Below are 20,921 nucleotides of genomic sequence, written 5' to 3' on the forward strand. Positions count from 1 at the left end.
ATCGCGCTATTTCCAGGCGAACACGGGCTGTTCGAGCTCGTCGACGGCATCGGAGCGGCCCTCCAGCCCGAGCCAGCGCAACTGCAGCAGCACCGCCCCGGTCGGGGCGTGGATCAGGTCGCCACCCAACGGAATCTGCACCACCGGTCGCGGGCTCTCCGGGATGGTGATGAATCGCGGCGAGTCCTCGCGGAGCAGTTGGTGCAGACCGACCCGGTAGACCGCCACCACCTCATCGGGGGACGGGTACAGCATCAGCCGCCCGCCACCCCAGAGCACCACCGGGGTGATGACGTAGCCGGACCGGGTCGGATAGTCGTCGAGCAGTCCGAGCACGCTGTCCGCCGCCAGTTCGACGCCGATCTCCTCGTGCAGTTCGCGCAGCGCCGCCTCTACGACGGTTTCTCCCGGATCGATTCGGCCACCCGGCAACGCCCACTGCGCGGCGTGCGAGTTCAGTCGCGAAGCCCTGCGGCACAACAGAAACGACGCGCCACCGGACACATCGACCATCCGGCCGTCCAAATTCTCGGGCATCGGCCGTCCGGCGATCCAGTCCTGCACCGGCGCCGGGTCGACACGGTCTTCGCCGACGTACGAATCCACCAGGGTGACCGCGACCGCGGCGTGCCGCTTGGCCGGATCGGTGACGGTGCGGCGATCATGGGCGGCCAGGTTGGCGCGGAAACGGTCACGCAGCGCGGCGTCGTACGGGACGGTCATGCACCGACCTTACGGGTGGTAGGGCACCCCGACGGCGCGGAAGACGAACTCCGGCGGCACGTCGTAGGCGAGCGTGCGCCGCGGCAGCCGGGCCAGCAGATCATCGGGCAGCGGCTCCTTGTAATGCAGCGACAGCGTGCCCGAGCACCGCGGATCCACCCTGGCGATATCGACGTCCAAGACCACCCCGGTGGCCGAGATCTCGGCGGTGACGGTGCCCGATTGCTGTGCATCCCAGCGTTGGTCGATGGTGCGGCCGGCCAGCTTCGGCACCGTCGACAGGGTGCCCAAAACCCGCTGATTGGTGAACACCAGTGACCCGGTGAAACTGGAGATACTGCCCGCGGATCTCTTGCCGGGTACCTGTCCACTGAACCGGCGGGTGACCGCGACATACTCGGCGAGATACAGGATGCCCTCGGCCTCGACTTCGGCGCGCAGCGCGCTCGGCAGTTTGCCGATCCGCAGCAACTTGCGCAGGAATACAGCCATGAAGCGCACGATACGCGAACCGGCGAACGCGGGTCGGCCGTCACCTAGGCTCGATGGGATGTCCCGACCGATGCGTCTGTCCGCGGCGGCCGCGCTGGCGGTGTTCCTGACCGCCCTGGCCGGGGTGGTCCTGCACTGGACATGGATGGACGACGCCGACTGGACGGTGCTGGACCCGTTGTACCGCTACGGATCAGCGCATCCGCTGTGGGTGGACGGCTGGAATCTGCTGTGCAATGTGCTGCATCCGGCGGTTTTCCGCGTGCTGGCCCTGATCTGGATCGGGTATGCGTTGTGGCGCGGTCGGTACTCGGTTGCGATCTTTCTGATGCTCACCGTCGAGGCGTCGGCCCTGCTGGTGGTGCTGATGAAAACCGTGGTGGACCGCCCCCGCCCGGATACCGCACTCGTGGCCGAGATGTCCTCGTCGTTTCCGTCCGGGCACGCGTTGGGCGGCGCGGTCGCCGTCATCGCGATGACGATCGCGGCGTGGGACCGGCTGCGACGTTGGCGCGCAACGGTTGTGCTGGTCGGGGTGTTGGCCGTCGCCGCGGTGGGTATCGGGCGGGTGGTACTCAACGTGCATCACCCGTCGGATGTGCTGGCCGGGTGGGCGTTGGGCTACTTGTGGGTGCTGGCCTGGTTGCCGGTGCTCAGGCGCGGCGTGGCAACGGACGAAACACTGGCAGCGCCCGATACATGACCTTGAAACTGGCGTCCTGACAGACGATCTCGACCTCACCGTCATGGGCGATCGGGGTGGGTCCGTCGACCGCGGTGAAACTGAACTCGGGGACCCGCAGCTCGCGGTAGAGCGGGCTGTGTACCAGCCGGCCCGTCGCCAGCGCGGTCAGGATCCGCAGCGTGCTGAAGCGCTTGCCGGTCTCCAGGATCCGCACGTCGAGCAGACCGTCGTCCATCCTCACCCGGCGCGACGGTGCGAAGCCCGACGGCGAATACAGCGAGTTGCCCAGGAAGAACAGTGAGGTCTGCACCGTCTTGCCGTCGTACTCGATCCGGACGGCCGGATCGCTGCGCAGGGTCCGGTACAGCGCGTAAACCCCGGCCAGGGGTTTGCCCATCCTGGGTTCGAGTTTCTCGCGGATGCGGACGAAACGCGGATAGGCGCCGATGCTGGCGGTGTTGACGACGGTGTCGGTGTCGTTGAACCGGATGGCATCGACGTAGGCGGCCGACCCGGTGCGGATCGCCGCCACGGTGGCGGCCACGGTGTCGCAACCGATGTCCTTGGCGAAGTGGTTGAAGGTGCCGCCCGGGAACACTGCCAGCGGCACGCCGGCCTCCAGCGCGATGCCCGCGGCGCAGGACACGGTGCCGTCGCCGCCGCCGACCGCCAGGACCTCGGCACGGGTGGCCGCGTCCCGCAGCGAGTTCTCGATGTCCTCGTCATCACCCACCTCGACGATCTCGGCCGCCGGCAGTGCCGTGCGCACCTCGTCGAGGATGCGCGCCCCGGTGCCGCTGCCGGAACTCGGGTTCACGACCAGCACCACACCGGCGCCGTCCGGCCGCGGTGGCGTCTCGAAGGGCAGCGGGTTGCTCGCGGTGACCGGTGGCTCGACGACGGTCGGCACGACAGCGGCGCCGATCAGCGCCACGCCCGTCCCGATCCCGAATCCGGCCAGCACATCGCCGGCATAGTGGGCACCGGTGGCCACCCGGGACAGTCCGACCAGGCCGGCCAGGACGCCGAGTCCGACGCCCAGCGAGCGGTTCTCCAGCCCGACGCCGACCGCGAAGGCCGCGGCGCTGGCCGAGTGCCCCGACGGCAGCGAGTTCGACGTCGGCATCCGTCGTGATCGGCGGATCAACGGCACACCGGTGTGGTTGGGCCGCGGCCGCTTCCAGATGCGCTTGGCGCCCTGATTGGTCAGCAGGCTGGTCACCGCCAGCGTCAGCACACCCCGGGCCGCGCCGCGGCGCATCGACGGTGAGCCCGTCGCGGTCAGCGCCGCAGCGATTGCGAACCACAGTTTGGAATGGTCGGCGGCCGAGGTCAGCCGTGGCATCACGGAGTCCAGCAGGGGACTGTCGGATTCGGCGACGGCGTCGAAGATGCGGCGGTCGAGCGTTCCCAGTCCCATGACCTCCAACCTAGCCAACGCGATCGTGTCCGAAACTTGACTTGACCCACAGCGCGGCCGGTACCGACGATGGTCCGATGCGGCGACTGCTCGTGGTGTTGAGCGCGCTCTGGCTGGTCTTCGGCGCCGCGCCGGTGGCCCAGGCCGCTGAGACGCCCTGGTTCGCCGGCTCCGTCGGTACTGCGACCCAGGTGATTTCGGTTGTGGGCGTGGGCCCTTCGACCGCCAAGATGGACGTCTGGGAGCGCACCGGGGCGGGGTGGCGCCCGATCGGCGTCGGTATCCCGGCCCAGATCGGGACCAACGGCATGTCCCAGGAGATCCACGAGGGTTCGGGCAAGACACCGATGGGCGTCTTCAGCCTGGACTTCGCCTTCGGTACCCAACCCAATCCGGGCGGCGGCCTGCCGCATGTGCAGGTCGGGCCGGATCACTGGTGGGACGGTGATGTCGACAGCCCGACCTACAACACCATGCAGGTGTGCAAGAAGGATCAGTGCCCGTTCGGCATGGAAGGCACCGGTACCGAGAATCTGCAGATACCGCAGTACGCGCACGCGGTGGTGATGGGCGTCAATAAGGCCCGCGTGCCCGGCGCGGGCAGCGCCTTCTTCCTGCACACCACCGACGGCGGTCCGACCGCCGGATGCGTCGCGATCGACGATGCGATGCTGGTGCAGATCATGCGCTGGCTACGTCCGGGCGCGGTGATCGCGGTGTCTAAGTAGCCAGCGCCGGACCGGCTTTCAGGTGGAAGCCGAGGTTCTCGGTCGACATGGTGGCCTCATAGGTGCGGTCGTAGCCGGTTGCGCAGATCTTCCAGCCCTCGGCGGTGCGCCGGTAGCGGTCACGGTAGAACGCGGCGCCGATGAGCATGTAGTTGAAATCCGCGGCGATGACCCGGTCCTGCAGGTACCACCGGCCCGTGGCCTCATCGGGGCCGTCCAGGGTGATCTCGGGATGGTCGACGCGATGCTCGGTGATCACCGCCGGCCCCAGGGAGTCGCGCATGAACTTCACGAGGGAGTCCCGATCGGTGAAGCGCAGGGTGCCGGTGCCGTCCGGGTTGGAGCCGTAGTCGCCCTCGATGTCCTCGGTCAGGGTGGCGGCGAAATCGTCCCAGTGCTTGGTGTCAAGGGCGCGTAGATAGCGGTACTTGACCTGCTTGATGTCTTCGATTTCGCTCGCGATGTCTGCCATGCCGACATCACAGCACAGCAAGGCGCGTGATGTCCTAGAGTCCGGCCATGCGCTTTATTGACGTGTTCGTTAAAAGCCCGTTCGCCGGTATCGCGCCGTGGATTCTGATGGCGCTCATCGCCGGACCCGACCGTTTCGAGGAGGCCGCCTCGGCGGCGCTGGGTCTGACGCTGTTGACCTTGTGGGTCGGGCGACGGCGCGGAGTGAAGGTGCACCTGCTGGAGGCGTTCGCTTTGGTGTTCTTCGGCATCCTGGCGGTCATCGGGTTGATCGCCGGGCCCGCCGTTCTGGATTGGCTGCAGGCGTGGGCGGGCGAACTCAGCAGTGTCGCGTTGGCGGCCTTCGCCATCGTCACACTCCTGATCCGGCGGCCGTTCACCCTGGCCTACGCCAAGGACACCACGCCGTCCGAGTATTGGGAGTCGCCGCTGTTCCTGCGGATCAATTACGTGATCTCGGCGGCGTGGGCGTTCGCCTTCACGATATCGGCGATCGCCGGAGCGGTCGGCGGTGCGGTGTTGGGCGATGCCGACAACTTCTGGACCGCCTGGATCATCCCCATCGGCGCAGTCGTCTTCGCGGTGTCGTTCACGGAGTTCTATCCCGACTATGCGACCGCTCGGGTGGCGCCGGAACCCGGGCAGGCCGTTCCGCCGGTGTCCGGCTGCTTGGACTGGCTGCCGCCGTTCGTGCTGGTGACAGGCATCTCTGGGCTGGTCTCCGACTCGGTATCGGTACCGGTGGGGGTGGGCTTGATCGTTGCCGGAGCGGCCGGGTCAGCGGTGCTGCGCAGACTGGCACCCGTCCGCGCATAGTTCAAAAGTTCAGCGACCGAACGTAATTCGGCGCAGTTCGACCAGCTGCGGAGTGTCCGTTGCGCCGATCGCCGGCCGTGTGGTTATGGTGGGTCACGATATGAGCGACCCGTTGGGGTTGTCGATCGGGACGACCAACCTGGTCGCGGCTCGTGTCGGCGACCGACCCATGATCCGGCGCGCGGTGCTGACCCTACCCAGCGACGGCGCACCGGAAGTCGGTGTGCCCTCGGCACGCCCCGGTCAGGTGCTGACCGGTTTCGTTGAACGCGTGGGCGACCCGATTCCCCTGGTGGCCGCCGACGGTTCGACCTACCTGGCCGACGACCTGCTGGTGGAGGCGCTGGAGGCACTGATCGGGCAGCCGGCACCGGCGCAGACGGTGATCGCCGTCCCGGCGCACTGGACACCGGCCACCATGCGCACGCTGCGGGCGACCATGCGTGCCAACCCGGTGCTCTCACCGAGTGGCACGCCACCGCGGCTGGTGTCCGACGCCGTCACCTCGCTGACCGCGCTCAATGCCAACCCGGGACTGAACGCGACCGGGCCGGTGGTGCTGATCGACCTCGGCGGCGGGGGCACCAGCATCACGCTGGCCGACGCGGACACGGCGTTCGAACCGATCGACGAGACGGTCCGGGTGGCCGACTTCTCGGGCGACCTCATCGATCAGGCGCTGCTGGCGCATGTGTTGGCCGGCGTCAACGATGCCGACCCCGCCGCGACCGCAGCGGTCGGGCAGCTCGGCGTCCTGCGCGAGGAGTGCCGCCAGGCCAAGGAGCGGCTGTCGGCGACCACGGCCACCGAGGTGCCCGTGGATCTGCCCGGTGTGCGTTCGGTGGTGCGGGTGACCCGTGCCGAGCTGGAGGCGCTGCTCGCCGAGCCGTTTGCGCTGGTGCTCACCGAGCTCGACAACCTGTTGCAACGCAACAGGATCGGGTGGTCCGCGGTATCGGTGATCGCCACCGTGGGCGGTGGTGCCAGCATCCCGCTGGTCACCCAGAAGCTCTCCGAGCACACCCAGACCCTGGTGGTGAACACCCCGCAGCCCGCGTTGGATGCCGCGCTCGGGGCGGCGCTGCGGGCGGCCTATGGCACCGATACCGGCGCGCAGACCGGTATCGCGCCGGCGATCGGTGGGGATGCCCCCACCAGTCTGGCGCCGGCGTCGGCCATCACCCAGGACCCGTCGGGATCGTCGACGTTCCGGGCGCTGGCCTGGTCCCAGGACGACGACGTCGGGGCAGAACCGGTGCCCTACGCCGGGCCCGATGACTACCCGCCGGTCAACCCGTATCTGACCGATGACACCACTCGCGTTGTGTCGCACCATGTCCCGGCCGGTCACGATGAGGAGCCGCGCGGCCTGCCACGGGTGCCGATGGCCGTGTTCGCCGCGGTGGGCATCATCTCGCTGCTCGCGCTCGGCGGTGTCGCGATCGCCCTGACCGGCACGTCGGAGAGCCCGGCGCCGAGCCCGTCGACCGCTCCGGTGACCGGTGTGCTGACGCCGCCGCCGGCGGAGGCCCCGCCCGTCGAGCCGCCGCCCGGCGTCGTCACCGTGACCCAGGCGCCGCCACCGCCGCCGGAACCCGTCGCACCGCAACCGCAGCCGGTGCAGCCGGTGGCTCCGACGACGTACACGACGACGACCACCCAACCGACCACCACCACGACCACCACGACAACCACGACGACCACCACCACGACGACGACCACGACCACCACGACGCCGTCGACGACCACCACCACGGCGGCGACCACCGCGACGACCACGACGCCGCCGACGACGACCACGACGACTGTCCCGCCGGTCACGACGACGGCGCAGCCGACCACCACACGACCGGCGATGACGACCACCTATCTCGTGATCCCGGGGTTGCCGTCGATACCGATCCAGGTGCCCAATCAGGGGGCTCCGGCAGGCCCGTAACCACCGGGAAGTGCCTTCACCTGCGCGGATGGGTTTTTCCGAAGAGTTGAGCCGCAGCGACACGCCGGGTTATAGTCCCGTGGTCAAAGTCACGAATATGTAACGGCAAGCAAACGCCACGGTCTCGGCGGTTGCTGAACCAGTTCGTAAGGTGCGGTGAATGGCGCGACAGAGAACGGCGAGCGGCCGGTATCGGCCCGCAGCGGCTCTTGCCGCGATCGTCGCACCCGCGGCCGTGCTGTTCTCCGTAGGCGCGGAAGCCGAGCCTCCCGCCCCCGAACGTGCCATGACGGTCACCGCCCGCGTTGCCGCTCCGGCCGTCGACAGCGCAGTGCCCGGCGTCGAGGTCATCGCCGCCCCCGAAGCGTTCGCCTGGAGCCCCGGCGCGGTGGTGCCGGTGGCGTCGTCGGCCCCGTCTGCGCAACTGGTCGCGGCCTCCCGCTGGCGTCCCGACAACCGACCGCTGCTGCTGCCGCCCGGGGTGGCACCTGAGCACGGCTTGCAGGTCAAGACCATTCTGGCGGCCCGGGCGATCAGCGCCGTGTTCCCGGAGATCCGCAGCATCGGTGGCGTCCGCCCGGATGCGCTGCGCTGGCATCCCAACGGCCTGGCCCTGGACGTGATGATCCCCAACCCCGGCAGTGCGCAGGGGATCGCGCTGGGCAATCAGATCGTGGCCTACGTCATGAAGAACGCCGCCCGATTCGGCATGCAGGACGCGATCTGGCGCGGGACCTATTACACGCCCACCGGCGCTTCGGGGTCCGGTGGCTATGGCCACTACGACCACGTGCACGTCACCACCACCGGCGGCGGTTACCCGACCGGTGACGAGGTCTACTACCGCTAGCTCGCCGGCCCACCGCCGCTGTGAATCGATCGTGTGCGTGGTTTCAGTGTGGTCGGGGTTGTGGTGACCGGGCTGCGTTGAGGTAGGTGTTGCGTAGAGGTTTGCGTGCGTGACTTCAGTCTGGTCAGGGGTGTGGCGACTGGGCTGCGCTCAGGTAGTTCGCGCGCCCGGACCACGCGACATCCAGGCCACACACTCGGCAGAGACGACTGTGGGCCCCGTGCAGACGTGCACGGGGCCCCCGAAGTGCCCGGTTACTCGGAGTCGCCGGAATCGGATTTGGCGGAGTCGCTGCTGCGACTGCCGGTGCCGGAATCCTGCGATCCGGAACGCGACGGTGCTCCGCCGCCGGTGAGCTTCTGTACGGTCCGGCCGACATTGTCGCGGAAGTCCTTGATGCCCTGCCGGATTCCGGCCGCCGGATCCTTCTTGGCGGGCTTGGTCGACTCCTCGGTCTCGGCGTCGGTCTCGATCTCGGTCTCGGTGACTGGTTCGTCCACGTCGGTCGGGGCGGTGCTCGGCTCGGTGACTTCAGGCGCGGTGGTTTCCGGCGCCGTCGTCTCGACGGGCTCGGGGACCTCGGCCGGATCGAGGACCTCGGTGGTCTCCGTCGTCTCGACGGCCGGCGTGATCTCGGTGGTCGTGATCTCGATGGTCGTCACCTCGGTTGTCGTGGTGGTCGCGCCCTCGGTCTGCTCACCCGGCTCGGTCACCAGACTCACCAGTGCGGCGTCGGCGCCGGGAACGGTGGTGTTCACGATGTCGTCGGGAGTCTTGATATCGCGCACCGGCGGAGGCTTGCCCCACGGCGTGAGCAGTCCCGGCGCCGGGATGTACTGCCCCTCGCGGCCCGGCAGAATCGGTCCGAGATCGCCGTAGCCGCCGAAGAGCAGGCCGTCGATGACATGGAACGGGGCCCGCACGATGGCCTCGATGAACGGTTCGATGCGCCACGTCGTCATCGAGTAGTAGATCTCGGAATGGGCCACGCCGGCGCCGCCGATCGCGCTCAGCAGCGGGCCGACGAGGCGGACGAAGGCGTATTCGACGAACTCGGGGATCTCCCGGATCTGGTCGCCGAGGATCGGGAAGTTGCGCGCCACGGCTTCGGCGACGGCGTCGTTGAGCGGCCCGATGACCAGCGGAGTGATGGGCGCCAACAGGATGTCGCTGACCAGGGCGTAGTTCCAGTGCAGCAGATCGGCGTCGGGCCACTGCTCGTGCACCGTCCACCACAGGTCGGGGATCTTGCGGGTCAGCGCGTCGTAGCTCTGACCGAGCGCCGCCTGGGCGCCGGAGGCGACGAGTTGCAGATCCTGGATCAGGCCGGCAGGCATGACCTCGGCGGTGACGAGGCGAGGAGTGTCGATGACGGCCTTCACCTCGGGTGCCACGGTCACCGGAGTCAAGGCGATGGCACCGGCACTTGCCAGGGCCACGCCGGTGGAGAGGGTTTGCCGAAACACCTTGTTGGCCATGCTCTTAGTGACTCCTGAGGTCGGTCGGGACGTTTGCCGACGGAAACGCTAGCCGAGCAGAAGCCGAAAGTGGGGGCTCCCTTTTCGGCCCCCTGAGAGTTCGCTCAGGCCCAGTTACGCCCGAAAACGGCCGGACATCGTTATGGTTCGGTCGTGCCTGAATTCGATCGACGCAGTGCGATGATGATGCTCGGACTGGGTGCAGCCGCCGCGGCGCTGCCCGTGAACACCGCCCACGCCGAGCCGCTTCCGGGCGACCTCGCTCCCGGTCCAGGGGTCCCGGCGCCGGCCGGCGCCACGCCTCCGATCCTCTGGCAGGACGAGTTCAACGGTCCCGCCGGTTCACCTCCCGACCCGGCCGCGTGGTTCATCGTCCCGCAGCGAGAGACCATCCGGAACCCCGTCGAGTGGGACAAACCGTTCAACATGGGCCGCTATGTCACCGACCAGGAGCATGTCTTCCAGGACGGCAACGGCAACCTGGTGATCCGGGCCACCGAGGGACCCGGCGCCAACATCCAGGAGAAGTTCGCCAGCGCGAAGATCATCGGCAATTGGCGCGGTGGCGTCGGGACGACGTGGGAGGCCCGCGTCAAGCTCAACTGCCTGACCAACGGGGCGTGGCCGGCCTTCTGGCTGATCAACGACAACCCGGTGCGCGGCGGCGAGGTCGACCTGTTCGAGTGGTACGGCAACCAGGACTGGCCCTCGGGCACCACCGTGCACGCCAAACTCGACGGCACCCAGTTCCAGACCTTCAAGCACCCGGTCGACGGGGAATGGCACACCTGGCGGATGACCTGGAAGCCGGAGGGCATGTACTTCTGGAAGGACTACCAGCCCGGCATGGAGCCGTTCTACACGGTGAAGTCGAACTCGTTGCCGGACTGGCCTTTCAACGATCCGGGCTTCACCATGGCTCCGGTGTTCAACATCGCGATCGGCGGTTCGGGCGGTCGCGAACCGGCCGGCGGAACCTACCCCGCCGAGATGCTCGTCGACTGGATCCGCGTCTTCTGATCGCCGCCGAATGGCCGGTTATTGCACAACTTTTCGTTGAAGGCGTGCAATAACCGGCCATTCGCGTCAGTCCTCGGTAGCAGACTTCTCCGTGTCGGACTTCGCCGCCGAGGTGTCGTCGGATGTGTCGGCGTCCTCGTCCGCCTTCTCCTGTTCGGAGGCAGCGGATTCCTCGTCGGTATCGGGTTCGGTGACCTCGGTATCGGTCGATTCCGGGTCGAGACCCGGCGATTCGGTGAGATCGTCCTCGACGACATCTTCATCGTCCGTCTTTGTTTCTTCGATCTCGGCTTCGAGTTCGGTATCCACGGTTTCGGTCTCTACCGCGTCGACACCGACCAGCCCGACCTCGGCCCCGTCTGTTTCCTTGATCTCGCTGGATTCCGGCTCGGGCGCGTCGTTGTCGACGGTGACCTCATCGGCCGCGTCGATCGACTTGTCCGCGGTCATCGGCGCGGATTCGGGTTGCTCGATGGTCAAAGTCGCTGCCGGCCCGGTCATTCGGCTGTGCACCGGTGGGGCGGGGGCGTCGATGCCCAGGCAACTCTTCACCTTGTCGACCACCCAGTTGACCGCATTGCCGATGGCGTCGGCGATGCCGTGCACCACCTTCGAGGTGATGTCGACGATCCCTTCCACCACGTTGACGGTCACCTGCGCGATGGTCTTGGCGACCCAGACCGTGGCATCGATGATCGCTTCTGCCACGGCCAAACCGATGTCGACGAGGTCGTTGATGACCTCGCCGGTGATCTCCACGAATCGATTGATGGCGTTCCTGATCGCGGCGAGAAGTGGGTACTCGGGATCGAGATCCTTTAGGAAGTCGCGGATCACGTCGACCGCAGGTTTCTCGTCCCAGTTTGTGTACCAGATGCCGAAATTGTCCTGATCGCTCGGGCTTCCGCTGTTCAGGTCTCTGGTCGAGTAGATGAAGATGGGGCCGGTGCCGGCCTCCCGCTGCCAATTGGCCAAGAAGTCCGCCAGAAACTCGGCTTGCTTCTGGGGGGAGTTGTACAGCAGCGGATTGGCGGGATTGAAGGGTGTGGTGGGCAGCCCGTACTCACTGGCCCACACCTTGAGGGCCCCGTCGCCGTACTGTTCCATCAGCGCTCGGATCTGACGAAGTTGGAGGACGGGTGAGTCCGACTGCGTCTCGCCCTCGGAGAACGGAATGTCGTAGTGGTAGGGGTGGAAGGAGAATGCGTCGAAGTAGCCGTGGGCGTCGGCGTCGTACATGCCCTGCAGGAAGTCGACCGGGTTCATGGTGAAGTCGTCACCGAGGGTGCGGCCTGAGCCGAGAACGCCGGCGACGACGGTGATGTCATCGCTGGGATCCAGTGGATTGTCGTGCGCCTTTATGGCGGTGTACGCGGTCCGCACCATGGCGGCGTAGTTGGCCGGGTCGACGGGATTGAGGAAAAAGCGGCCGTTGGGTTCGTTCCACACCTCTAGTGCCGAGATCTTGCCCTCGTATTTTTGTGCGACGGCGCCGGCGAACTTCCCGAACGCTTCGAGGTTGGGGGTGCCCGACAGTGGCGGGCTGCCCGCCCACGCCGGTGTCTCATGGAGGACGCCGAGTACGCCCATGCCGCGCCGGTGAGCTTCATTGATGACGTAATCCGTTGCGCCCCAGAAGAAGTTGCCGTTCTCGGTGAACTGGGTGGAGATCCAGGAGATGCCGATCCGGACGTTCTGCACGCCCAGGGCCTGCATCATGTCCAGTTGCTCGTCGATGAGATCCTCGGTGCCCAGGCGCACCAGATTGGAGTCTGCCAGACCGATGGTCGTGGGTGTCTCCTCGATGGCGGCCACCAGCCCGACCGGTAGCGACATCGCGCGCACCTCGGCCGGTGCGCGCAACTCGGCGGTGGCGCACACGAGCACGGCGGTCGACGCGATGGTGATGGTGACGCGTTGGCGCCAGGCGTGAGAAGCTGGTTTGCCCATGACGACTCCCGACGGTCGAAATGTTGGCTGGCGGCTGCGCAGCTCTGCTCAGACCTTAGACCATCGAGGGCGGCGAAAACATCCAATGACGTCGGCAGATGCTTAGGTCGGGTTGGGTGTCCGGTCATGATTTCCACGAATTATCGAGTTTGCGGAATGGCATTTGCCGACGGGCGGTCATGGCGACGGAAATGCCCGATGTCCGGATTGCTTCGATGATCAACGAGTTAGCCAAAAAACGAAATCGGTCGGGGTAGGTGTTGACCTACCCCGACCGATGATCGAGTGACTATTCGGCGGAACCGTCTGAGCTGCTGCTCGTCGAGCTGTCTGAACTGCTGTCCGAGCCGCTGTCCGAGCTGGAGCCCGAATCGGTGTCGGTGTCGGATGTCGACGATTCCGAATCGGCGGCGCCGTCGGTGGAGCTGCTGTCCGTGTCGGTCGCAGAATCGTCGGTCGCCGCATCGGCGGTCGAGTCGGCGGCAGCGTCGTCCGACGTGTCGGCGGTCTCCTCGGCGGCGGTCGCCTCCTGTGCATCCGTCGTATCGGACTCGGTGACGGCGGCAGCGTCCTCGGGCTCGGCCTGGGTCGCTTCGATCACCGCCGCGCGGGATGAATCCGTGCTCTCCAGCGCGGGATCCGTTGCGGTGGTGGGTGCATCGACCTCTTCGGTGGTCTCCTCGGCGGTGGCGGCCTCCTGGGTGGCCGTCGTCGCCTCGGCAACCGCCTCGGCCAGCTCAGCCTCGGCAACCGTGGTATCCGCATCCGCCGGTGCTGTCGGGGTGCTCAATGCCGTGACCGGCTCGGTGGTCGCCGACACCGGCTGCGTCGTCGCCGTGGGCGTCGTCGTCTGGCCCCAGGCCGCTGCCCAGTTGGCGGCGGCTTCGGCCAGTGCGGCCTGCCAATTGGCCACCGCCTCGGCGACCGGATCCACCGGTTCGGGCGAGGTCGGCTCTTCGGTCACCGGGTCGATCACGGGATCGGTCGGAACCTCGGCCTCCGGCAACTCTTCCAGCGGCGGCAGTTCGTCGATGGGGATCCCGCCATCCGGGATGGGACCGTTCTCCTCGATCCAGGCCTCGACGACAGCGGCCGCCTGCTTGGGCGTGTAGTCGTCGCGGAACAGCCCCCAGGTGTCCTCGACCTCGGTGGACGCCGAGTTGCGGTCGACCAGCGAGTAGATGAACTGCGGACCGACGCCGTCGAGTTCGGACCAGGTGTCCATGAAGTCGCCGATGAACTCGGCCTGCTGCTCCTCCGAGACGTAGGACGTCGGCAGGCCGTACTCACTGGTCCAGACCGTCTTGTCCCCGTCGCCGTACTGCTCCATCAGTGCCTGCATGGACCGCAGCTGTTCGACCGCCGAGATCTCGTTGCCGAACCCGTCGCCGAACTTCCAGTCGTAGTTGTACGGGTGGTAGGACAGCGCGTCGAAGTACCCGGCCGCCCCACTCTCATACATCGTCTGGACGAACTCGACCGGGTTGATGTTCACACCACCCCAGGACAGTCCTGCGGTGACGACACCGCCGACGACGGTGCCGGTCGGGTCGACTTCCTTCACCGCGGTGTAGCCGGCCTTGAGCAGCTCGGTGTACGCCGCGGGATCGGGGCGCGGATTCCAGAACACGAAACTCTGTGGCTCGTTCCAGATTTCGTATGCAGAGATGCGTGCGGTCTCGGGATCACCCTCACCGGCGCCGTAGCGTTCGGCCAGTGCGCCCATGAAGCTGCCGAAGTCCTCGGGGTTGCGCGGTGCGCCGTAGGCCGAGTTCTGGACGTCGGATGCCCAGGTAGGCGTACTGGTGACCGCACCGAGCACGGCCATGTCGCGCTCGTAGGCCGCGTTGACGACCTTGTCCACCTCGGTCCAGTTGTATTCACCGGGCGCCGGTTCGACGGCGCGCCAAGGCACGAAGATCCGCACCTGCGTGACGCCGAGCGATTGCATGGTGTCCAGCGCGACCTCGACCTCTTCGGGGGTCATGAAGTACAGCTCGGACTCGGCGATGCCGACCGCGTTCGGGGAAGTGTCGATGGCGGCGGCCAGATTCACCGGTGAAGACACTTGTCGGATCTGGTCCGACGGTGCGGGCGGTGTGCCGACGTGCACCGTCGCCCCGACGAGTGTCATTGCAAACAGTGGCGCTGCGACTGAGCAAAGTGGCTTTGCTGCTCGCTGCCATGGCCCCCACATAATGCCTTCCCCAAACTTCCGTTCAACCGGATTAGTAGTTAGTGATGCGGTTCACATCGCTTGCAACTCGAGCTGTACCCGAGCATTTTGAAGATCAATCCGGCGGGAACCGGCGCCATTCGCGCAAAGAATGGTTAGATGCCCTTGGCGTCTACGAATGGCCAGTTCAAGGCCCCCTAACATATTGCTGGTGTGTCAATTGTCGCGAAGATCGTGCGCGCGGAGTTTTCGCTTGTACGAATTGCGAAGTCATGCGACGAACAAATGTTCACCAGGGTCATACAAATTTTTCAATATCGCAAGTTAGTGACACTAAACGGCATTTGCGCAGTCGGCTATTTCAAGATCGTAATTTGCTGAATCGGCTCTCTTGCGCGGAAGTTCCCAGTTAACTGCTTATCGAGATGGTCGAGACCCTTAGCAAAGTGACAGTCGGTGTCAGATGGCCAGTTCGGCCTCGAAACACGGCCACGGCTGCCTGACCGCGCAGCGTGTGGTGGGCCGCGCGACGAATGGGTATCCAGGCGGCGCGACGGTTGACCTGCGTTGTTTGGGTGCTTGCAGCGCAGGGCATCAGAGCATGCAGAACCGGCCCGTTGACCCGCGAGAGGCAAAGATGACTACCGCTTACCCGTACGACGGCGACTCCCGACTTGTCACGATGGTGGCCGACGGTGTGTACGCCCCTCGCGAGGACTCCCGACTGCTGGTCGAGACGATGGACAAGTCGGGCCTGGCGCTCGGCAGCCGGGTGGCCGATCTGTGCACCGGCAGCGGTGTGGCGGCCATCAACGCCGCGGCCCAGGGCGCCGCGAGTGTCGCGGCCTTCGACATCTGCCCCCGCGCGGTCCGCTGCGCCCGTGCCAACGCCGAGATCGCCGGCGCGAACGTCGATGTCCACCTCGGTTCGTGGGCGCGCGCCGCGGAATTCGCCCCGTTCGATCTGGTGGTCTGCAATCCTCCCTATGTCCCGCACGATCCGGCCCTGGAGGCGCTGCCGGCCACCGTCGGACCTGCCCGCGCATGGGACGCCGGTTCCGACGGTCGGATGATTCTCGACCCGTTGTGTGAGGCGGTGCCCGACCTGCTCGCCGACGGCGGCAGCGTCCTGATCGTGCAGTCCGAATTCGCCGATCCGCGAAAGACGTTGGAAGCGCTGTCTTCTGCTGGACTGGACGCCGACATCGTGGCGTGGGAGTGGATCCCGTTCGGACCCGTGCTGACGGCGCGTGCCCAGTGGATGGAGGACGCAGGTCTTCTCCAGCCCGGCCGGCGCGAAGAGGAACTGCTGGTGATCCGGGCCGACAAGCCGTGAGTGGGCAGCAACCCCGCACCGTGCGGGCGGTACGGGGCGGACCCGTCCTGGTGCAGGGACCGGTGTCGGTCGAGTTGCCCGACGGATCCACCGTCGAATCCGACCGGTTCATGGTGGCGATCTGCGCCTGTGGGCGCAGTAAGACCTACCCGCTGTGCGACACCAGCCATCGCCGTCGGTGCCGTACATCGGGTGCCAAGAACGTCAGCGCGCCGCAACCGGCCAAGGACTGAGCGCAGGACCACGCAATGCGGGCCGGGTAGCCGTGGCTACCCGGCCCGCTTCGCGTGCGCTCACTCCAGCGGCCGCCGCAGCGAGGACTCATCGCGCTGCCAGCATCGCATCATGTGGTCGGCCAGTCGGTCCTCCACGAAAGCGTGTGCGCGGATACCGAATACGATGTCGTGGTCCAAGTGCGGCTCGTGGGCCAGCAGATCGCCCACGACGTCGGTGCGCACCACCTGCTCGTGCACGGCGTCGGCCTCGACGTGTTCGGCATAGAACTCGATGCAGGGCTGCGGGGCCCCCATTCGCTGCAGGGCATCGACCAGTCGGCGCGACCCCGGGGGCGAGGTGATCTCGGTGGACGCGAAATGCCCGACCGCCGCACCGCGGTGACGCCGGTGCAGCCCGAACAAAGACATCAGGTTGACCGCGGCCAGTGCCTCGGCGGGTACCACGTCGATGTATCCGAGGTAGGCCGATGTCAGGTCCGCGGCGTCCAAGAGGTCGGCGAACAGTCGTTGGTGCAGACGGGTGCCGTTACCGGCGCCGAATTCGTCGTACTCGACGGCGACGAAGGCCGCCTTGGCCTGACCGGTCAGCCGCGGGATCGCCCACGCATGCGGATCGCCCTCCTTGAGGTGATACAGCGACCGGTGCACGAAGTACTCGCGCATCTGCTCCCAGTTGCCCTTGTCGCGCAGGTAGTAGGACAGACCTTCGCCGTCGACGGGTTCGACCGACAGTCGGTCCATCTCGGCGAGCGCGGTCTCATCGGCACCGATGGCTCCGACCTGCCGCCGCACTTCGGACAGGAAAAGGCTCTCCATCCTGCCGCGCAGATGCAGCAGGCCGGCGTCCCATTCCCAGCCCGGGTCCACGTCGGCGAACCCGCGGTAGTGCAGTTCGTAACAGACGTAGAGGGCAAGGTGCAGATCCAGGCCGAACGGATCGGCATCTCCCAGTGAGGCTTCCACCTGGAACAGGTGGTTCACGGGTGCACGCTCGCTCAGCAGTTCGATCACCGCGAGTGAGAGGGGCCCGCGTGGCAGGGGCAGCTGGGGTTCGAGGCGAGGAGAGGCGAGAGTCACGAAAGCTGACTACCCGCGATCAGCGTTCGCTCAATCGTCCACTTCGCGAACATCGCCGCCGGTCAGGAAGCCGACGAGCACCGTGGCGGCATCGTCGATGGCGCCTTCGGCGATCACCTCGTAACCATGGGTGCTCAGCGTCGGGATGCACAGCAATCCCGCGCGCGGACACATGCCGGCCGCCTTGCTGTGTGACGCATCGGGTTCGAAGGCGCCCAGCACCGCGGCCTGGGGTGCCAGCCCGCTCCGTGTCGCGGCGTCCATCAGGGCGTCTGCGGTCGGCTTGTCGTAGGTCGTCAACGCGTCGCTGTAGGCGACGATCGGACCGCCGTGCATCGAGGTGTGGTATTCCTGCTCGGTGGGCCCCACATCGACGGCGACGGTGACGCCGTCGGGCAGCGTGCGTGCCGCGTACAGGCCGCCGTTGGCGCCGATCTCCTCACCGGTGGTGAAGACCAGATACACATCGCGGGTGAGGGGTTCGTCCTGCGTCCGCAGTCGTTTGGCCGCCTCCAACAACACGACGATGGCGGCACGGTCGTCGATGAAGTAGCTGCCGACATAGCCGCCGAAACGCACCAGATCCCGCTTGCTGCGGTGCACGCAGACGCGGGCCCCCGGCGTGATGCCGGCGGCCTGCAACTCGTCTGTGCTGCGACCGGTGAACGCGTACACGTGTAACCAGTCCAGTGCCTTGTCGCCCTGGTCAGGTTTGGTCTCCCAGATGCGTTGGCTCTCCTGGGTGGTGTGCTCCGAACCGAGGGTCAGCACGCCGGTCAACACGTCATTGCGGCCCAGGATCGCCACCGGACCCAGACCGAAGTTGCCGGGATACATGGTGCCCAGTGGTGAGAGCCGCAGCGTGCCATCGGATTCCACCCGTTTGACGATCATCGACAACTCGTCCATGTGGGCCATGAGCCGGACGGCGGGTGCGTCCGCCGCGGCACCCTTCAGCAGCGCGACGACATTGCCGGCATCATCGACCCACACCTCGTCGGCCAACGGAGTGACCTCGCGCAGGCAGATCTCGCGGACCTCGTCCTCCTGCCCGCACGGACCGTAGGTCGCCACCAACTCCTGCAGCAGGTCACCCATGGCTGACGGCGGCGTAGGGCGCGGTCGCGCGGAACTCGACGCCGAACTGGTTCAGGGTCAGCGGCAGCGGATGGTTCGGGTCCAGGTCCGGCGTCGACCGGAGCTCGAGATGCATCGTCGAGAAGAGTTGGGCCAGAGCTGAACTGGTGGTGAGCAGCACGAGATTACGGCCCGGGCATTCGGCGGGCCCGGCGCTGAACGGCACGAGCTCGGGATGCTCCTGCGCAATACCGTTCAGCCAGATGTCCGGCGCGAAGGTATGTGCGAACGGCAGGTCGGGATCGCGGTGGAAGACCGGTGCGGCGATGAGCACCGATGCCCCGCGCGGTAGCAGCGGTCGGTCGGGTCCCAGTCGCGTGTCGGCGGTGAGCTCGCGCAGGATCGCCGGGGTGGTCGGCCACAACCGCACCGATTCCAGCACGCTGGCCCGCAACATGGGCCGGACCTGAACCTGCTCCGGGTCGGTCAGCTCACAGCGTCCCAGCACCTCGGGATGGGTGCTCAGCAACGCCGCGGTGCGGATCAGCGCCATCCCCGCGGCATCGAACGCGAACAGCCAGTGCGGAACCTGGCCGATCGGGTCGACCGAGCCGTCGCGCGGTGACCGGGCCAGCGTTCCGATCAGGCTGTGGGCGTCCGCGGACGCGGCGTAGTCGTACAACCGGTCGGAGAAGCGTTCTCGCAGATGGCGGTGCGAACGCCCCAGGAACGACCAGTTGCCCGCCCTGCGCAGCCGCCACAGGTCGTCGGTGACGGCGTGGTCATCGCGTGCATCGTCGCCGAGCGTCACGCGTCGCGCGATGCGCCACCACGTCCGGGTCAGCTCGTCGGCGCTGAGCACCCCGGCGTCGAGGGCGTGTGCCGCGAGGCTCTGCGATTCCTCGCTCACGACGCGGGCGAAGGTCTCGGCCAGATGGTGCATGGGCATCGAGGAGTCCAGCACCGCCTCGTTGAGTTCGCGCCGGCGCTCACGCGCATCGCCGCGCGAGACCAATACCGCATGCGGCTGGAACTTCTCCAGCGCCTTGCGCTTCTCCCAGCTGGCCGGGTGGAACGGATCGGGGGACTGCGCCAGCACCGTGCCGACATCGGCAGCGTCCAGGATCACCGCGACCGAGCGCCCCGGGATTGCCAGTTCGACGGGCCCGCGGCCGAAACGCTCACGCAGATGCCGGATGCGGGTCAAGGCGCGGCGATCGGCTTGCAACCGCTCCAGGACACCGACCATCCGGCGTCGACGCGCCAGCACTCCGGCGGCGAATGACGCGCCGCCGATATCCACCAGCGCCGCGAGTGCGGCGGTGCCGCTCAGACGTGCCGGGCTCGATGTGTCACTTGCCCGGCCACTCACCGGTCCACCTTTCGAAGACGCGTGCGCCCTGACGATCGATGACCGTCTTGACCACCGAGAAGATCGCGCCTTGTACAGCCGCGGCGAGGACGATCTCGCGCATCGGATACTCGCGCTCCAGGGCGGTGGGTGGATCGTCGTGGTCGCCGGGGGAGGCATGCTTCCACACCTGCTTGAAGATGGCGCCGGCCACCAGGCCGCCGAGCAGGGAACTGGCCAACCCGACGGGTCGGTACATGACGCGCGCGGTCATCGTGGGTTTCGTCATGGTTGTCTCCTCGCGATGGTCTGCTTCAGTGCCGTCGACGCCAGATGATGACGCCCAGCAGCACGACTGTCGTGGCCACGATGGTGGCCGCGATCGGGATGGCTGTCTTGACCGATCCGTCGGGTTCGGTCACGGCGTCGGTGACTCGTTCCTTGACGTCGAGCTTCGCCGTCAGCGCCTCGACCGTCTCGGTCACCTCGCGCCGGGTCTGCTCGATGTCCTGCTCGATGGCGTCGATACCGGCATCGGTGCTGGGCTCGGGGGTGGGATCAGGTGCGGTCATGGAGCGACCCCCGCACCGCGTCGACATCCGCATGCACGCTGGAACTGACCTCGCCAGCGGCTTCGGGAGCCTGCTCGATCTGCTTCTTACCGACGACCGCGGCGATACCGGCCGCCACGAAAAGGACCGCCGCGACGATCGCTGCCGCCGCCCAGACGGGCAGTACCAGGGCAAGGGCCGCCACCGCGGCCGCGACCAGGGCGAGCATGCCCGTGAAGGCCAGCAGTCCGGCCGTGCTGAACAGGCCGACTCCCAGTCCCGCCTTGGTGGCGCCACGGCGAAACTCCAACTGCGCCAACTTCATCTCATCGCGCACCAGGCGGGATGTCTGAGTGGCCAACTGATTGATCAGCTCCGGCACGGAGGCCTCGGAGCCGGGTTTGGTCTCGATGTTCGTCATCGACGTTCCAATCGGGTGGATGCTTGCGAAAACACTTCGGCAGCGATGGCATTACCGGCCTCGTGGGGCACTAAACCTCGGTGCGCTAAACGTCTCCCTTGATTCGGTTTTCCGTACCCGGGGC

The 20,921-nt window shown here is 67.0% G+C and carries 21 protein-coding genes; 8 read left to right on the forward strand and 13 right to left on the reverse strand.

The genetic code is table 11. The features are described from left to right. Positions 1-6: 6 nt before the first annotated feature. Together ACWDUN_RS19005 and ACWDUN_RS19010 are read right to left on the reverse strand one after the other, a co-directional pair. A complete protein-coding gene (locus tag ACWDUN_RS19005; protein ID WP_449931336.1) occupies positions 7-723 on the reverse strand; it encodes an NUDIX hydrolase in 717 nt (238 codons plus the stop codon). Positions 724-732: 9 nt separating this feature from the next. After that, positions 733-1,215 carry a hypothetical protein gene (locus ACWDUN_RS19010; protein ID WP_449931338.1) on the reverse strand — a complete coding sequence of 161 codons (483 nt, stop codon included), beginning with the start codon at positions 1,213-1,215 and terminating at the stop codon, positions 733-735. A 58-nt stretch (positions 1,216-1,273) separates the two neighbouring features. Between ACWDUN_RS19010 and ACWDUN_RS19015 the strand changes: the two genes are divergently transcribed. Further along, positions 1,274-1,918 (forward strand): phosphatase PAP2 family protein, encoded by a 645-nt coding sequence (locus ACWDUN_RS19015; protein ID WP_449931340.1) that lies wholly within the window; start codon positions 1,274-1,276, stop codon positions 1,916-1,918. Here ACWDUN_RS19015 and ACWDUN_RS19020 read toward each other — a convergent pair. After that, entirely contained in the window at positions 1,869-3,320 is a 1,452-nt protein-coding gene (locus ACWDUN_RS19020; RefSeq protein ID WP_449931342.1) for a diacylglycerol kinase family protein, read from the reverse strand. The genes ACWDUN_RS19015 and ACWDUN_RS19020 overlap by 50 nt on opposite strands. Positions 3,321-3,397: 77 nt before the next feature. On the opposite strand from ACWDUN_RS19020, the gene ACWDUN_RS19025 reads away from it, so the two are divergent. Then, complete coding sequence (locus ACWDUN_RS19025; RefSeq protein ID WP_449931344.1) at positions 3,398-4,048, forward strand: L,D-transpeptidase family protein; 651 nt, start codon at positions 3,398-3,400, stop codon at positions 4,046-4,048. On the opposite strand, the gene ACWDUN_RS19030 is transcribed toward ACWDUN_RS19025, so the two are convergent. Beyond that, entirely contained in the window at positions 4,041-4,520 is a 480-nt protein-coding gene (locus ACWDUN_RS19030) for a nuclear transport factor 2 family protein (protein WP_449931346.1), read from the reverse strand. The two genes, ACWDUN_RS19025 and ACWDUN_RS19030, sit on opposite strands and share 8 nt — an antisense overlap. Positions 4,521-4,567: 47 nt before the next feature. Here ACWDUN_RS19030 and ACWDUN_RS19035 point away from each other — a divergent pair, with 47 nt between their 5' ends. From ACWDUN_RS19035 to ACWDUN_RS19045, 3 genes are all read left to right on the forward strand, one after another. Next, a complete protein-coding gene (locus ACWDUN_RS19035; protein WP_449931348.1) occupies positions 4,568-5,335 on the forward strand; it encodes a hypothetical protein in 768 nt (255 codons plus the stop codon). Between the two features lie 100 nt (positions 5,336-5,435). Next, positions 5,436-7,274 carry an Hsp70 family protein gene (locus ACWDUN_RS19040; protein ID WP_449931350.1) on the forward strand — a complete coding sequence of 613 codons (1,839 nt, stop codon included), beginning with the start codon at positions 5,436-5,438 and terminating at the stop codon, positions 7,272-7,274. A gap of 160 nt (positions 7,275-7,434) precedes the next feature. Beyond that, a complete protein-coding gene (locus ACWDUN_RS19045) occupies positions 7,435-8,124 on the forward strand; it encodes a hypothetical protein (RefSeq protein ID WP_449931352.1) in 690 nt (229 codons plus the stop codon). 254 nt (positions 8,125-8,378) lie between these two features. Here the strand turns inward: ACWDUN_RS19045 and ACWDUN_RS19050 are convergent, their stop codons facing one another. Continuing rightward, positions 8,379-9,602 (reverse strand): hypothetical protein, encoded by a 1,224-nt coding sequence (locus tag ACWDUN_RS19050; protein WP_449931354.1) that lies wholly within the window; start codon positions 9,600-9,602, stop codon positions 8,379-8,381. Positions 9,603-9,782: 180 nt separating this feature from the next. Here ACWDUN_RS19050 and ACWDUN_RS19055 point away from each other — a divergent pair, with 180 nt between their 5' ends. Then, a complete protein-coding gene (locus tag ACWDUN_RS19055; protein WP_449931572.1) occupies positions 9,783-10,622 on the forward strand; it encodes a glycoside hydrolase family 16 protein in 840 nt (279 codons plus the stop codon). Between the two features lie 66 nt (positions 10,623-10,688). Here ACWDUN_RS19055 and ACWDUN_RS19060 read toward each other — a convergent pair whose 3' ends face one another. Both ACWDUN_RS19060 and ACWDUN_RS19065 read right to left on the reverse strand, forming a co-directional pair. Beyond that, entirely contained in the window at positions 10,689-12,572 is a 1,884-nt protein-coding gene (locus tag ACWDUN_RS19060; protein ID WP_449931356.1) for a hypothetical protein, read from the reverse strand. A gap of 289 nt (positions 12,573-12,861) precedes the next feature. Next, positions 12,862-14,706: a cellulase family glycosylhydrolase gene (locus ACWDUN_RS19065; RefSeq protein WP_449931358.1), complete on the reverse strand. Its 1,845-nt coding sequence runs from the start codon at positions 14,704-14,706 to the stop codon at positions 12,862-12,864. A gap of 679 nt (positions 14,707-15,385) precedes the next feature. Here ACWDUN_RS19065 and ACWDUN_RS19070 point away from each other — a divergent pair. Together ACWDUN_RS19070 and ACWDUN_RS19075 are read left to right on the forward strand one after the other, a co-directional pair. Then, positions 15,386-16,084 (forward strand): HemK2/MTQ2 family protein methyltransferase, encoded by a 699-nt coding sequence (locus ACWDUN_RS19070; protein ID WP_449931360.1) that lies wholly within the window; start codon positions 15,386-15,388, stop codon positions 16,082-16,084. Continuing rightward, positions 16,081-16,317 (forward strand): CDGSH iron-sulfur domain-containing protein, encoded by a 237-nt coding sequence (locus tag ACWDUN_RS19075; protein ID WP_449931362.1) that lies wholly within the window; start codon positions 16,081-16,083, stop codon positions 16,315-16,317. The genes ACWDUN_RS19070 and ACWDUN_RS19075 overlap by 4 nt, the downstream gene beginning before the upstream one ends. 60 nt (positions 16,318-16,377) lie before the next feature. Here ACWDUN_RS19075 and ACWDUN_RS19080 read toward each other — a convergent pair whose 3' ends face one another. The 6 genes from ACWDUN_RS19080 to ACWDUN_RS19105 are packed head-to-tail and all read right to left on the reverse strand — an operon-like array spanning position 16,378 to position 20,797. Next, positions 16,378-17,397: an iron-containing redox enzyme family protein gene (locus ACWDUN_RS19080; protein WP_449931364.1), complete on the reverse strand. Its 1,020-nt coding sequence runs from the start codon at positions 17,395-17,397 to the stop codon at positions 16,378-16,380. A 30-nt stretch (positions 17,398-17,427) separates the two neighbouring features. Further along, positions 17,428-18,495, reverse strand: coding sequence for a M42 family metallopeptidase (locus ACWDUN_RS19085; RefSeq protein ID WP_449931366.1), 1,068 nt, complete (start codon positions 18,493-18,495; stop codon positions 17,428-17,430). Continuing rightward, entirely contained in the window at positions 18,488-19,846 is a 1,359-nt protein-coding gene (locus tag ACWDUN_RS19090) for a cytochrome P450 (protein WP_449931368.1), read from the reverse strand. The genes ACWDUN_RS19085 and ACWDUN_RS19090 overlap by 8 nt, the downstream gene beginning before the upstream one ends. Then, entirely contained in the window at positions 19,827-20,114 is a 288-nt protein-coding gene (locus ACWDUN_RS19095) for a DUF4235 domain-containing protein (RefSeq protein ID WP_449931370.1), read from the reverse strand. The genes ACWDUN_RS19090 and ACWDUN_RS19095 overlap by 20 nt, the downstream gene beginning before the upstream one ends. A 25-nt stretch (positions 20,115-20,139) precedes the next feature. Continuing rightward, complete coding sequence (locus tag ACWDUN_RS19100) at positions 20,140-20,397, reverse strand: DUF3618 domain-containing protein (RefSeq protein WP_449931372.1); 258 nt, start codon at positions 20,395-20,397, stop codon at positions 20,140-20,142. Continuing rightward, complete coding sequence (locus ACWDUN_RS19105) at positions 20,384-20,797, reverse strand: phage holin family protein (RefSeq protein WP_449931374.1); 414 nt, start codon at positions 20,795-20,797, stop codon at positions 20,384-20,386. The genes ACWDUN_RS19100 and ACWDUN_RS19105 overlap by 14 nt, the downstream gene beginning before the upstream one ends. Positions 20,798-20,921: the final 124 nt, after the last annotated feature.

The organism is Mycobacterium sp. NPDC003323, assembly GCF_053589535.1.